Origin of the sequence: Streptomyces glaucescens, from assembly GCF_002154375.1 — a bacterium.
Classification (GTDB): Bacteria; Actinomycetota; Actinomycetes; order Streptomycetales; family Streptomycetaceae; genus Streptomyces; species Streptomyces glaucescens.
Genome location: NZ_MUND01000786.1, coordinates 1 through 12,297, shown reverse-complemented (window position 1 = coordinate 12,297; position 12,297 = coordinate 1). Strand labels below are relative to the sequence as shown.

Below are 12,297 nucleotides of genomic sequence, written 5' to 3'. Positions count from 1 at the left end.
ACAGAGTGGTGTCGTACGACAGGGTCACCGCGCGGACGTCCTGCTTCTCCAGCGCGGCGGCGGTGCGCGCGGCGAGGGTGCGCAGGCTCGCGCGGCCCTCGGCGTCGCGGTCGGCGGTGAGGGTGGGGTCGCCGCCGCCGACCAGGATCAGCTCACTGGTGTCGGGCTCGAAGACGGCGCGGGTGTCCAGGCGGTGGTCGGCGCCGAGGGCGGACAGCGCGGCGACCGCGGTGGCGATCTTGGTGGTGGAGGCGGGGGTCAGCGCCTCGTCGGCGCCGGTGCCGTAGAGCCGGGTGCCGGTGGCGACGTCGACGACCGCGGCGGACCGGCGCCCGCCGAGCGCGCCGTCCGCGAGGAGCGGGTCCAGGACGCCGGCGAGGGCCTTGCGGTCCGGGAGCCCGGCGGCCGTCGCCCCGCCCAGTCCGGTCAGCACGGACGCGGCGCTGGGGGCGGGGCGGGGCCCGGTGCCGTTCGCTCCGGCCCGGCCGGCGCCGCCGTGAGATGCGCCACCCGGTTGTCCGGCGGCGACCGCGCGGTCGCGCTCGGCCGTACGCTGACCCGAGTCCCAGGGCCCCGCGGCGGTCACCACGCCGGCGGCCAGCGCCAGACCGGCGGTGGCGGCACCCGCGGTGTACTGCCAGGTCTTCACCCGCGTGATCCGCGTGACCTGCGGTGACGCGGCCCGCGCCAGCCGCGCGACCCGCGGCCCCGTCGCCGCGACGGCACGGGCGAGACGGGGCCGTACGGCCTCCGCGACCCGCGCAAGACGCGGCCTCGCGGCCCGCCAAGGCCTCAGCTCGGGCACGACCACCAGCCCCTTTCGCGATCACACACCTGCGTGAGGGACACTTAACCACCAAGACTGTGTGCTGATCATGGAGGAGCCACCGGTGGAGTTCGACGTCACGATCGAGATTCCGAAGGGTTCGCGCAACAAGTACGAGGTGGACCACGAGACCGGTCGGATCCGCCTGGACCGCCGTCTGTTCACGTCGACGGCCTACCCGACGGACTACGGCTTCGTCGAGAACACCCTCGGCGAGGACGGCGACCCGCTGGACGCGCTGGTCATCCTGGACGAGCCGACCTTCCCGGGCTGCCTCATCCGCTGCCGGGCGATCGGCATGTTCCGGATGACCGACGAGGCCGGCGGCGACGACAAGCTGCTGTGTGTCCCGGCGACGGACCCGCGTGTGGAGCACCTGCGCGACATCCACCACGTGTCCGAGTTCGACCGCCTGGAGATCCAGCACTTCTTCGAGGTGTACAAGGACCTGGAGCCCGGCAAGTCGGTCGAGGGCGCCAACTGGGTGGGCCGTACGGACGCCGAGGCCGAGATCGAGCGGTCCTACAAGCGCTTCAAGGAGCAGGGCGGTCACTGACCTGCCTGTTGCCGGGTAGACGGGCCGTACGCGTGTGCGTGCGGCCCGTTCGTCATGTGTGCGCATACTGAGGTACCGGAGGTGTCGTACAGGGAGCACTGCACGTGACGGACGCGGAGGACCGCAAGCCGCAGTCGGACGAGGCGAGGATGGCGTTCACGCCGCCCGCCGGGGTCGAGGTCGGGGACAGCGAGTCGGAGACGACGTCCGAGTTCGCGCTCCCCGTCGGGCTGGACGTCCCGCACCCGACGGGCGCGGAGTCCGAGGGATCGGCGTTCGTCCCGCCGAGCACCTACAGCGCCCGGGAGGCGCCGGCGTTCACCCCGGCCACCGGTATACCGGCGGTCAGCCTGACCAAGGACGCGCCGTGGCAGGACCGGATGCGCACGATGCTGCGCATGCCGGTGACCGAGCGGCCCGCGCCCGAGCCGGTGCAGAAGGCGGAGGAGGGCGGCCCGGCCGTCCCGCGCGTGCTGGACCTGACGCTGCGTATCGGGGAGCTGCTGCTGGCGGGCGGCGAGGGCGCGGAGGACGTCGAGGCGGCGATGTTCGCGGTGTGCCGGTCGTACGGCCTGGACCGCTGCGAGCCGAACGTCACCTTCACGCTGCTGTCGATCTCGTACCAGCCGTCGCTGGTCGACGATCCGGTGTCGGCGGCGCGGACCGTGCGGCGGCGCGGGACGGACTACACGCGGCTCGCGGCCGTCTTCCAGCTCGTCGACGACCTCAGCGACCCGGAGACGCAGATCTCCCTGGAGGAGGCCTACCGGCGGCTCGCCGAGATCCGCCGCAACCGGCACCCGTATCCGACCTGGGTGCTGACCTCGGCGAGCGGGCTGCTCGCGGGTGCGGCCTCGGTGCTGGTCGGCGGTGATCTGATCGTGTTCGTCGCGGCGGCGCTGGGCGCGATGCTCGGGGACCGGCTGGCGTGGCTGTGCGCGGGGCGCGGGCTGCCGGAGTTCTACCAGTTCACGGTCGCCGCGATGCCGCCCGCCGCGATCGGGGTGGCGCTCACCGTCGCGCACGTCGAGGTGGCGGCGTCCGCCGTGATCACCGGTGGGCTGTTCGCGCTGTTGCCCGGGCGGGCGCTGGTGGCGGGGGTGCAGGACGGGCTGACCGGCTTCTACATCACCGCGGCGGCGCGGCTGCTGGAGGTTCTGTACTTCTTCGTCGGCATCGTGGTCGGCGTGCTGGTGGTGCTGTACTTCGGCGTGCAGCTGGGGGCCCAGCTCAACCCGGACGCCGCGCTGGGCAGCCGGGAGCAGCCGCTGGTGCAGATCGGCGCGTCGATGCTGCTGTCGCTGACGTTCGCCGTGCTGCTCCAGCAGGAACGGTCCACCGTGCTCGCGGTGACCCTCAACGGGGGTGTCGCGTGGGTGGTCTACGGCGCCATGCACTACGCGGGTGATCTGTCGCCGGTGGCGTCCACGGCGGTGGCGGCGGGGCTGGTCGGGTTGTTCGGGCAGCTGATGTCGCGATACCGGTACGCGTCGGCGCTGCCGTACACGACCGCTGCGATCGGGCCGCTGCTGCCGGGTTCGGCCACGTACTTCGGGCTGCTGGCGATCGCGCAGAACGACGTCGACGGAGGGCTGGGGTCGCTGACCAAGGCCGCGGCGCTGGCCATGGCCATCGCCATCGGGGTGAACCTCGGGTCGGAGGTGTCCCGGATGTTCCTGCGGGGCGCCGGCCGCGGGCGCAAGGCGGCCAAGCGGACGCGGGGATTCTGACGCCGGCCCCCGCGCCCGTGCGAGCGGGTGCTTTCAGTGGCCCTGGTTCTGGTTGTACGGGTAGGGCTGCTGCTGGGGGTACTGGTCGTCGGTGTACGGCTGCTGCTGGGGGTACTGCCGGCCGTAGCCCTGCTGGTCGTAGCCCTGCCGGCCGTAGCCCTGCCGGCCGTAGCCGTGTCCGTCGTAGGACTGTCCGTCGTGGGCCTGCTGGTCGTAGCCGTACTGCTGCTGCGGGTACTGCTGCTGGTTGTGCTGGGGGTACGGCTGCTGCTGCTCGGCCGGGGGGACGCGGCGGAGCTGGGTGGTGGCGTCGTCCATCACCGGGTACGCGGGCTGCTGCTGGGCCTGGTACTGGTGCTGCTGGGGCTCGATGGGCTGCTGCCGCGCGGCCTTCTTGTTCTGGGAGCGGGCGCGCCAGAACTCGATGATGATCGGGACGACCGAGATCAGGACGATCAGGATCAGGATCGCCTCGATGTTCTTCTTGACGAAGTCGATGTTGCCCAGCCAGGAGCCGAGCAGGGTGACGCCCGCGCCCCAGAGGATGCCGCCGACGACGTTGAAGATCAGGAAGGACCGGTACCGCATGCCGCTGACGCCGGCGATGATCGGCGTGAAGGTGCGCACGATGGGCACGAAACGGGCCAGGACCAGGGACTTCGGGCCGTACTTCTCGAAGAACTCGTGGGCCTTGGTGACGTTCTCCTGCTTGAAGAAGCGGGAGTCGGGGCGGGTGAAGAGCGCGGGGCCGACCTTCTTGCCGAACATGTAGCCCACCTGGTCGCCCACGATGGCGGCGACGCAGATCAGCACGATGGCCGCCCACAGGGGGAAGTCCAGCTGCTTCGAGGTGATCAGCAGGCCCGCGGTGAACAGGAGCGAGTCACCGGGCAGGAAGAAGCCGATGAGCAGGCCGGACTCGGCGAAGACGATGAGGAGCAGACCCCAGATCCCGAAGGTGTCGAGCAGGTAGTTCGGATCCAGCCAGCTGGGTCCGAGAGCGAGCGTCGTCACGATTCCGGGCTCCTGAGGGGTGAAGGGAAGTGCGGCGTCCAGTCCGGCCGGACAACGCTATCAACGCCGCGCGCCCGCCCCAGGTTCCACCGGCCCCTCCAGGATGCACTGTGCGCCGGGTGGGAGAAAGCTGTGGGTCATGGGCATCGAAGACTACGGCGGCGGTCAGGTTCCGCAGTCGGACGTACTGGTGGTGACGGCGAACGACGTGCCGGGATACCGCGTGGAGCGGGTCATCGGCGAGGTCTTCGGTCTCACCGTGCGGTCCCGGCACCTGGGGAGCCAGATCGGCGCCGGGCTGAAGTCGCTGGTCGGCGGTGAGCTGAGAGGGCTCACCAAGACACTGGTGGAAACCCGCAACCAGGCCATGGAACGGCTGGTCGAGCAGGCACGCGCGCGTGGGGCCAACGGGGTGCTGGCGTTCCGGTTCGATGTGACGGACGCCGCGGACGTCGGCACCGAGGTGTGCGCGTACGGCACGGCGGTGGTCCTGGCCCGGGAGTAGCCCCTCGCCCCTCCCGGGCCGGGACCTCGCGCCTCACGCGGCGTGGCGGGCCGTATTCGCCTTGATCGCGTCGCGCAGGTACACGGCCAGGCCGGACCGGATGTTCTCGTACGTCGCGGTGAACCGCGGGTCGTCGACGTACATCTGGCCGAGGCAGGCGTGCATCTCGTGCGAGCAGTCGTAGTACCCGCCGCAGATGAACCGGCGGTGCTCCTCGGCCACGTCCATGGCGGCCTCGGAGTCGGCGGGGACGCCCCGGTCGAGCAGCTCGGCCATCCGGTGGTGGATGGCGTCCATCTCCCGGGTGAGCCGTTTCCAGTCCTCCTTCGTGTAGGAGGCGGTCCGGCGCTGGGACTCCCGGTAGGCGTCGGTGTCGCCCCAGCGCTGCTGGACCTCGTCCTCGTACTGGTCCGGGTCGAAGTCCCCGAACACCTCGAACTTCTCCTCGGGCGTGAGATCGATCCCCATCTTGCGTGCCTCCATGGCGTGCTCCACGGCCGCCGCCATCTTCCGCAGCTTCTCGATCCGGGCGGTCAGCAGCTCGTGCTGCCGGCGCAGGTGGGCCTGCGGGTTCGCGTCCGGGTCGTCGAGCAGGACGGCGACCTCGTCGAGCGGGAAGCCGAGCTCGCGGTAGAACAGGATCTGCTGCAGCCGGTCGAGGTCGGCGTCGCTGTAGCGCCGGTGGCCCGCGTGGCTGCGCTCGCTGGGCGCGAGCAGCCCGATGTCGTCGTAGTGGTGCAGGGTGCGCACCGTCACTCCGGCGAATCCGGCGACCTGTCCCACGGAGTAGCCCACTTCCGCTCCCTTCTCGGTACGCCGTCCACGCTGAGGCATCACGTCACGTGAGGTGCAAGTCCCAGGTGAGGGCAGGAGCCGGATCTCTGGCGTCCGGTCCGGGTCAGGATCCCGCGGTTTCCGCCTTCTCGGCGAGGGCGACCAGCTCGAAGGCGGTCCTGCCGTCCAGCGACTCGCGGATGATGTCGGCGTGGCCCGCGTGGCGGGCGGTCTCGCGGATGAGGTGGAGGCCCAGCCAGCGCATCGAGACGGCCTCGTCGGTGAACCACGGCTCGTCCGGGAGGTCGAAGGTGTCGTCGAGGCTGGGCACCGCGCGGAAGAACGCCTCCGTCTCGGCGGCGACCTTCTCCCAGTACGCCAGCTGGTCGGCGAGGGTCTCGCCCTCGGCCAGGCGGAAGCAATCGGCCCAGTTCGAGGCGTCCCGCTTGACGGCGGGCGCCTCGCCCTTGGCGCGGGCGATCCAGCCCTGCTCCACCTCGGCAACGTGCTTGACCAGTCCGGCGAGGGTCAGCTCGCTGGCGCTGGGGCGGGAGGACGCCTGCTCCTCGGTCAGACCGAGCACCGCCCGCCGGATGCCGCCGCGCTGCTCCGCCAGGAAGGAGAGCAGCGCACCGCGCTCGTCGCCGCGGGCTTCCGGACGCACGTGGGTGACCATGTCGGACCGCCTTTTCATCGGGGGCTTTCGCCTGACACAGATGAAGGTACGGCCCATTGAGGCCAGGTGTTGTCCTAATGGACGGCCGGATCCGCGGACGACCGGAATTCTCAGAAGGGGAACCTGCTGCGTCCGTGCTGCACCGAGATCCACTTCAGGGTGGTGAAGGCGTCCAGGGTCGACTCGCCGTTCAGCCGGCCGACGCCGGAGTGCTTCTCGCCGCCGAAGGGGACGAGGGGCTCGTCGTGGACGGTGCCGTCGTTCACGTGGAACATGCCGGTGTCGATGCGCTCGGCGAAGCGGACGCCGCGCTCCACATCACCGGTGTGGACGGCGCCGCTGAGGCCGTACGGGGTGTCGTTGACCAGACGTACGGCCTCCTCCTCACCGTCGAACGGGATGAGCAGGGCGACCGGGCCGAAGATCTCCTGGCGCAGGACCGGGGAGCCGGCGGGCACGTCGGTCAGCACGGACGGCTCGACCAGGTTGTCGCGCACCGTGCCGCGCAGCAGGGCCGTCGCGCCCTCGGCGACCGCCTGCTCCACCGCGCCGGACAGCGACTCGGCCTGGGAGGCGTTGATGACCGGGCCGATGACGGTCTCCGGGTCGCGCGGGTCGCCCACCTTCAGGGACCTGACCTTGGCCACGAACTTCTCGGTGAACTCGTCCGCGACCGAGCGGTCCACGAGGACGCGGTTGGCGGCCATGCAGACCTGGCCCTGGTGGACGTAGCGGCTGAAGACCGCCGCGTCGACGGCGTAGTCGAGGTCGGCGTCGTCGAGGACGACCAGCGCGCTGTTGCCGCCGAGTTCGAGGACGGCCCGCTTGAACTGCCCGGCGCAGACGGTGGCGACGTGCCGGCCGACCGCGTCGGAGCCGGTGAAGGAGATGACCTTGGGCACCGGATGCTCGATGAAGGCGTCACCGATCTCGGCGATGTCGGTGACCACGACGTTCAGCAGACCGGCCGGGAGGCCCGCGTCCTCGAAGAGTCTGGCGACCAGGGTGCCGCCGACGACCGGGGTGTCCTGGTGCGGCTTGAGGACCACCGCGTTGCCGAGCGCCAGGGCGGGCGCCACGGACTTCAGCGACAGCAGGAAGGGGAAGTTGAAGGGGCTGATGACACCGACGACGCCGACCGGGACGCGGTGGAGGCGGTTCTCCTTGCCGGGGTCGGGCGAGGGGATCAGCTTGTCCTCGGGGCGCATGGCGAGGGCGGCGGCCTCGCGCAGGAACTCCTTGGCGAGGTGCAGTTCGAAAGCGGCCTTCACGCGGGTGCCGCCCAGCTCGGCGACGATCGCGTCGGCGATCTCCGCCTCGCGCTCCTCGACCAGCCGCAGCGCCTTCTCCAGCACCGCGCGCCGGGCGAAGGCGCCCGCGCGGGCCCAGTCCCGCTGGGCGCGTTCGGCGGCCCGGTAGGCCTGATCTATCTCGTCGGCGGTGGCTATGGTGATCGAGGCCAGCTTCTCGCCGTCGTAGGGATTGAAGTCGATGATGTCCCAGGAGCCGGTGCCCGGCCGCCACTCGCCGTCGATGTACTGCTGGGCCAGGTCGGTGAAGTAGGACGACATGTGATCCCTCAATCCCTGCCGCGGGCGCGGGCAGACAGACGCACCTGATCGGTCGTCATCGTACTTGCGCCGCACCCGAGTTGGCCGGTGTCTCAGGAGAGTTGGAGAAGCCCCCGCAGGAGGTCGCGGCTCTCGGCGGGGCCGGGGCTGTCGTGCTGCAGCTCCTTCAGCGCCGTCTCGTACTGGGCGACGTCCTCGGCCTTGTCCAGGTAGAGGGCGCTGGTCAGCTGCTCCAGGTAGACCACGTCCGACAGGTCGGACTCGGGGAAGCTGAGGATGGTGAAGGCGCCGCTCTCGCCGGAGTGCCCGCCGAAGCTGAACGGCATGATCTGCAGCCGCACGTTGGGGCGTTCGGAGATCTCGATGAGGTGCTGGAGCTGGCCGCGCATCACCTCGCGGTCGCCGTAGGGGCGGCGCAGGGCGGCCTCGTCGAGGACGATGTGGAAGTCGGGGGCGTTCTCCGCGACGAGGTGCTTCTGCCGCTCCAGGCGCAGTGCCACGCGGCGCTCCACGTCGGCCTCGCTCGCCCCCTTCATGCCGCGCCGCACCACCGCGCGGGCGTACTCCTCGGTCTGCAGCAGGCCGTGCACGAACTGCACCTCGTACGCCCGGATCAGGGACGCGGCGCCCTCCAGCCCCACATAGGTGGGGAACCAGCTCGGCAGCACGTCGGAGTAGCTGTGCCACCAGCCGGCGACGTTGGCCTCGCGGGCGAGCGAGATCAGTGAGCCGCGCTCGTTCTCGTCCGTGATGCCGTACAGCGTCAGCAGGTCCTCGACGTCCCTCGTCTTGAAGCTCACCCGGCCCAGCTCCATCCGGCTGATCTTCGACTCGGAGGCGCGGATGTGGTAACCCGCCGCCTCGCGGGTGATGCCGCGCGCCTCGCGCAGTCGCCTGAGTTGCGAGCCGAGCAGCATCCGCCGCACCACCGATCCGGGCTCTCCCGCGCTCACGTTCGCCAGCCTCCCCAACCGTCTTCCCGGGCCCGCAGTCTGCCACTAAAACACTCCGAGCTGTACTCGTCCGATTACACAGACGGAAAGAAGCCAAAGATTGCGAGCGGGAGCGCGCATCGAAGCGACGCCCGGACGGAACCCGAGCGACGCGCAGGTGGCGGGTACGACAGGAAGATGGCGGAAAAAATGGCCAAGAAGTGGTACGGGAGGGACCAATTCGGTCGCGTGCACGTGCATCTGCCCTTGCATCTGCTCTGCGCTTCCGAAACCATGGGTGCCGCGCCACCGCTGCATCGCAACGACCGCGAATTCCGGGAGTGCCCCGCATGGCAACGAATGGATCGACCATGCTCGAGCCGTTACGGCAGGGCCTTCCGCCGCTGGACCCCTCGGCCGTCTCCAGCGCCGCCTCCTGCGCCCTGCCCGCCCGCTTCGAAGCGGTGCGTGACGCGCGGCAGTTCACCCGCAGAACCCTCGACCAGTGGGACCTGGGCGACCGGTTCGACGACGTCTGCCTGGTCGTCTCGGAACTCGTCACCAACGCCCTGCGGCACGCCGTGCCGGGCACCCCGCGGACCCCGGGGCAGGACGCGCCGGTACGACTGCACCTGATGCGCTGGACGGAGCGGCTGGTGTGCGCGGTGCGGGACCCCAGCAACGACAGCCCGGTGGCGCGCGAGGCCGACGACTTCTCCGCGGAGTCCGGCCGCGGGCTGTTCCTCGTCGACTCGTTCTGCGACAGCTGGGGCTGGCACCCGCTGGCCGGCACGCTCAGCGGCAAGGTCGTCTGGGCGCTATTCCGGCTCCAGCCCGCCGACTGACGAGCCGCGGCACGCGCGCGTGCCGCGGTTCTACGCGCGTTGCGGCGAATACGTGGAAGTCCTCCCGCAATACGCGCCGGGGCGCCCGCTCAGCCGGCCACGAGGTGGTCGAACTCGCCGTCCTTCACCCCGAGCAGCATGGCCTCGATCTCCGCGCGCGTGTACACGAGCGCGGGTCCGTCGGGGAAGTTGGAATTCCGTACGGCGACTCTTCCGCCCGGCAACCGGGCGAACTCCACGCAGGACCCCTGCGAGTTGCTGTGTCTGCTCTTCTGCCAGGCCGCACCGCGCAGCTCGGTGGCGGCCATGCCGTTGTACACGTCGTGGTCCACAGATCGCTCCCCGGTGGTGCACTGGCTGATGTGGCCATAGATGCAGTGGTCAACTGTGCCGGATCATAACCCTCTTCATCTGCAGTTGCATGAGCAGATGCACGTGCACGCGGGGTGTTCCAGTGACTACAGCTTTGCCCCCGCTTTACCCAAGTGGTGCACGTACTAGGAACAGACGCAAGTCATCGGCTTTGTGTTCCATTGAACTTCCTTCTGGACTTCCTTACGTACGGCGATTTTCCGCGCACACGCCGACGGGCCCCGCCTCCGGTGCGGCGGAGCCCGTCGATGCGGGAGTCGGTGCGAGAGGTCAGCGGCTCGCGTACGGCAGCAGGGCCATCTCCCGGGCGTTCTTGATCGCGCGGGCCAGCTGCCGCTGCTGCTGGGAGCTGACCCGGGTGACCCGGCGGCTGCGGATCTTGCCACGGTCGGAGACGAACCGCCGCAGCAGATCCGTGTCCTTGTAGTCGATGTACGTCACGCCTGCCTGGTCCAGCGGGTTCGGCCGGTTCTTGGCGGGCTTGCGGTCCAGCTTGCGGGGCATCGGTGGTCAGACCTCCAGGAGGGTGTCGAAGGCGGACGGCAGCCGCTTCCAGGCGTCGCGCCCGGCCGCGTACTCGGCGTCGGTGAGCAGGCAGGACTCCAGCAGGTCGCGAAGACCCTCGCGGTCCAGGCCGGGTGAGGTGAACACCAGGTGCTGGCAGCGGTCCCCGTGCTCCGGGTGCCAGTCCAGCGCGGCGGCGGCGCGGCGCACCGGCGGGACCATCTCCCAGGCCGCGTCGGGCAGCGAGGCGAGCCAGGGACCCGCGCTCTCCACGCACAGCGCGCCGCCGGCCGCGTCCCAGTGCAGCAGGGTGTCCGGCCGGTCGGCGAGCCAGAACCGGCCCCGGCTGCGGGCGGCGGCGCAGGTCAGGTCCTCCAGGGCCTGGTAGAGGCGCTCCGGGTGGAAGGGGCGCCGGTGGTGCCAGACGAGGGTGCTCACCCCGTGCGCGTCGGCCTCGGCGGGCAGCAGCGCGCAGGCCGGGTGCTGGGCCGCCGCGGCGGCCTCGATGTCGAACCCGGCGAGCGCCGCGCCGGCCAGGTCGCCGTGGCCGATCGTGATCCGGCGGGCGGTCGGGTGCAGCTGGGTGAGCAGCTCGCGGTCCTCGTCGTCGGCGTCCGGGGAGTCGGCGACGGCGAGGACAGGGGCGTACTCCAGCTGGCGGGCGAAGGTGTCGGCGACGGTCCGCTGGTCGGTGGCGGCGGCGGCGAGCCCGGCCTCGGCCAGGTCGTCGCCGTTGCCCAGGTAAGGCAGCAGCAGCGCGGGGTCGACGGCGGTGATCACACCGGTGACGGTGAGGCCGCCGGCCGCGACGACCTCGGCCATGGCCTTCGGCTCGACGGAGTCCCACAGCTCCACCACCGCGAGCCGGGTGTCCCCCGCGTCGGCGAGCCGCCGCAGTTCGGGCACCAGGTCCTCGCGCAGCGCGCAGCACGCGCAGTCGTTGACCAGCGGCGCCTCACCGGTGTCCCGGACGCCGCCGGCGTCGCGGACGGTGCGGACCACGGTGCCGTCCGCGGCGGTCGCCAGGTCGTGGTGGAGGACGACGCTGCCGGGGACGTCGGCGAGCAGCCGGTCGACGGCCGCCCCGCGGGCGTCGGAGTGCAGCCCGCCGACGATCACGACGGAGAGGTCGGGCACGGCCCTCAGCTCCGCTTTCCGTACCGGCGCTCGAAGCGCTCGACGCGGCCCGCGGTGTCCAGGACGCGGGCGGTGCCGGTGTAGAAGGGGTGGCTGACGTCCGAGATCTCGACGTCCACGACCGGGTAGGTGTTGCCGTCCTCCCACTCGATCGTCTTGTCGCTGGTCATGGTGGACCGGGTGAGGAAGGCGTGGTTCGCGGCACGGTCACGGAAGACGACGGGACCGTAGTCGGGGTGGATTCCCTTGCGCACGGCGGTCAGCGCTCCTCTCGGAAGTCGACGTGGCGGCCGACGACCGGGTCGTACTTGCGCAGGGTCATGCGGTCCGGGTCGTTACGGCGGTTCTTGCGGGTCACGTAGGTGTAGCCGGTGCCGGCGGTGGACCGGAGCTTGATGACCGGGCGGAGTTCGTTGCGAGCCATGGCTGCTATGTTACTGAAAATGAATTCCATTACGACATTGATCGAGGAGAGGTACGTCACCCGATGTCCGCCCACTGCATGCTGACCGGCGCCCGGCCCGGATTCGGCAACACGATCTCCCACTCCCACCGGCGCTCCTCGCGCCGCTTCGACCCCAACATCCAGTCCAAGCGCTACTGGCTGCCCAGCGAGAGCCGGTACGTCCGGCTGAAGCTGAGCACCAAGGGGATCAAGACCGTCGACACGATCGGGATCGAGGCCGCCGTGGCGCGGATCCGGGCCCGGGGGGTGCGGGTCTGATGGCGAAGAAGAGCAAGATCGCGAAGAACGAGAAGCGGCAGGAGATCGTCGCCCGCTACGCCGCACGGCGGGCCGAGCTGAAGGAGATCATCCGCCGGCCGTCCACCCCGGACGCCGAACGCGCCGCCGCC

General features: G+C 70.7%; 17 protein-coding genes. 6 read left to right on the top strand and 11 right to left on the bottom strand.

Annotated elements, in window-relative coordinates:
* Nucleotides 1-811, bottom strand: an 811-nt coding sequence (locus CCN42_RS37265) for a D-alanyl-D-alanine carboxypeptidase (protein ID WP_211294882.1), incomplete at its 3' end; no start/stop codon positions are given.
* Between the two features lie 79 nt (nucleotides 812-890).
* On the opposite strand from CCN42_RS37265, the gene CCN42_RS37260 reads away from it, so the two are divergent.
* Nucleotides 891-1,382 (top strand): inorganic diphosphatase, encoded by a 492-nt coding sequence (locus CCN42_RS37260; RefSeq protein WP_029381130.1) that lies wholly within the window; start codon nucleotides 891-893, stop codon nucleotides 1,380-1,382.
* Nucleotides 1,383-1,486: 104 nt separating this feature from the next.
* Nucleotides 1,487-3,112 carry a threonine/serine exporter family protein gene (locus tag CCN42_RS37255; protein ID WP_086741712.1) on the top strand — a complete coding sequence of 542 codons (1,626 nt, stop codon included), beginning with the start codon at nucleotides 1,487-1,489 and terminating at the stop codon, nucleotides 3,110-3,112.
* Nucleotides 3,113-3,145: 33 nt separating this feature from the next.
* On the opposite strand, the gene CCN42_RS37250 is transcribed toward CCN42_RS37255, so the two are convergent.
* On the bottom strand, nucleotides 3,146-4,126 hold the full coding sequence (locus CCN42_RS37250; RefSeq protein ID WP_086741711.1) for a DedA family protein: 981 nt from the start codon (nucleotides 4,124-4,126) through the stop codon (nucleotides 3,146-3,148).
* 139 nt (nucleotides 4,127-4,265) lie between these two features.
* On the opposite strand from CCN42_RS37250, the gene CCN42_RS37245 reads away from it, so the two are divergent.
* On the top strand, nucleotides 4,266-4,631 hold the full coding sequence (locus CCN42_RS37245; RefSeq protein WP_086167653.1) for a YbjQ family protein: 366 nt from the start codon (nucleotides 4,266-4,268) through the stop codon (nucleotides 4,629-4,631).
* 33 nt (nucleotides 4,632-4,664) lie between these two features.
* Here the strand turns inward: CCN42_RS37245 and CCN42_RS37240 are convergent, their stop codons facing one another.
* From CCN42_RS37240 to CCN42_RS37225, 4 genes are all read right to left on the bottom strand, one after another.
* Nucleotides 4,665-5,426 (bottom strand): MerR family transcriptional regulator, encoded by a 762-nt coding sequence (locus tag CCN42_RS37240; protein WP_086741710.1) that lies wholly within the window; start codon nucleotides 5,424-5,426, stop codon nucleotides 4,665-4,667.
* A gap of 103 nt (nucleotides 5,427-5,529) precedes the next feature.
* Nucleotides 5,530-6,081, bottom strand: coding sequence for a DinB family protein (locus CCN42_RS37235; protein WP_086741709.1), 552 nt, complete (start codon nucleotides 6,079-6,081; stop codon nucleotides 5,530-5,532).
* A 110-nt stretch (nucleotides 6,082-6,191) separates the two neighbouring features.
* Nucleotides 6,192-7,652, bottom strand: coding sequence for an aldehyde dehydrogenase family protein (locus tag CCN42_RS37230; RefSeq protein WP_086741708.1), 1,461 nt, complete (start codon nucleotides 7,650-7,652; stop codon nucleotides 6,192-6,194).
* Nucleotides 7,653-7,744: 92 nt separating this feature from the next.
* Entirely contained in the window at nucleotides 7,745-8,569 is an 825-nt protein-coding gene (locus tag CCN42_RS37225) for a helix-turn-helix domain-containing protein (protein ID WP_086741713.1), read from the bottom strand.
* A gap of 386 nt (nucleotides 8,570-8,955) precedes the next feature.
* Here CCN42_RS37225 and CCN42_RS37220 point away from each other — a divergent pair, with 386 nt between their 5' ends.
* Nucleotides 8,956-9,429, top strand: a complete 474-nt coding sequence (locus CCN42_RS37220; RefSeq protein ID WP_086167649.1) for an ATP-binding protein — start codon at nucleotides 8,956-8,958, stop codon at nucleotides 9,427-9,429.
* 89 nt (nucleotides 9,430-9,518) lie between these two features.
* On the opposite strand, the gene CCN42_RS37215 is transcribed toward CCN42_RS37220, so the two are convergent.
* From CCN42_RS37215 to rpmG, 5 genes are all read right to left on the bottom strand, one after another.
* The gene (locus tag CCN42_RS37215; protein ID WP_052414121.1) at nucleotides 9,519-9,737 is read right to left on the bottom strand and encodes a DUF397 domain-containing protein; all 219 of its coding nucleotides are present in this window, start codon (nucleotides 9,735-9,737) and stop codon (nucleotides 9,519-9,521) included.
* 334 nt (nucleotides 9,738-10,071) lie between these two features.
* Nucleotides 10,072-10,305 (bottom strand): 30S ribosomal protein S18, encoded by a 234-nt coding sequence (gene rpsR, locus CCN42_RS37210; RefSeq protein ID WP_086167648.1) that lies wholly within the window; start codon nucleotides 10,303-10,305, stop codon nucleotides 10,072-10,074.
* 6 nt (nucleotides 10,306-10,311) lie between these two features.
* Nucleotides 10,312-11,442 carry a CobW family GTP-binding protein gene (locus CCN42_RS37205; protein WP_086741707.1) on the bottom strand — a complete coding sequence of 377 codons (1,131 nt, stop codon included), beginning with the start codon at nucleotides 11,440-11,442 and terminating at the stop codon, nucleotides 10,312-10,314.
* Nucleotides 11,443-11,447: 5 nt separating this feature from the next.
* Nucleotides 11,448-11,696, bottom strand: a complete 249-nt coding sequence (locus tag CCN42_RS37200; RefSeq protein ID WP_086167646.1) for a type B 50S ribosomal protein L31 — start codon at nucleotides 11,694-11,696, stop codon at nucleotides 11,448-11,450.
* A gap of 5 nt (nucleotides 11,697-11,701) precedes the next feature.
* Nucleotides 11,702-11,866, bottom strand: a complete 165-nt coding sequence (gene rpmG / locus CCN42_RS37195; RefSeq protein ID WP_003999141.1) for a 50S ribosomal protein L33 — start codon at nucleotides 11,864-11,866, stop codon at nucleotides 11,702-11,704.
* A gap of 63 nt (nucleotides 11,867-11,929) precedes the next feature.
* Here rpmG and rpmB point away from each other — a divergent pair, with 63 nt between their 5' ends.
* Together rpmB and CCN42_RS37185 are read left to right on the top strand one after the other, a co-directional pair.
* The gene (rpmB, locus tag CCN42_RS37190) at nucleotides 11,930-12,166 is read left to right on the top strand and encodes a 50S ribosomal protein L28 (RefSeq protein WP_086167645.1); all 237 of its coding nucleotides are present in this window, start codon (nucleotides 11,930-11,932) and stop codon (nucleotides 12,164-12,166) included.
* Nucleotides 12,166-12,297: uS14 family ribosomal protein (locus tag CCN42_RS37185; RefSeq protein WP_479688103.1), on the top strand; the 132-nt coding region annotated here is incomplete at its 3' end. The genes rpmB and CCN42_RS37185, both read left to right, overlap by 1 nt.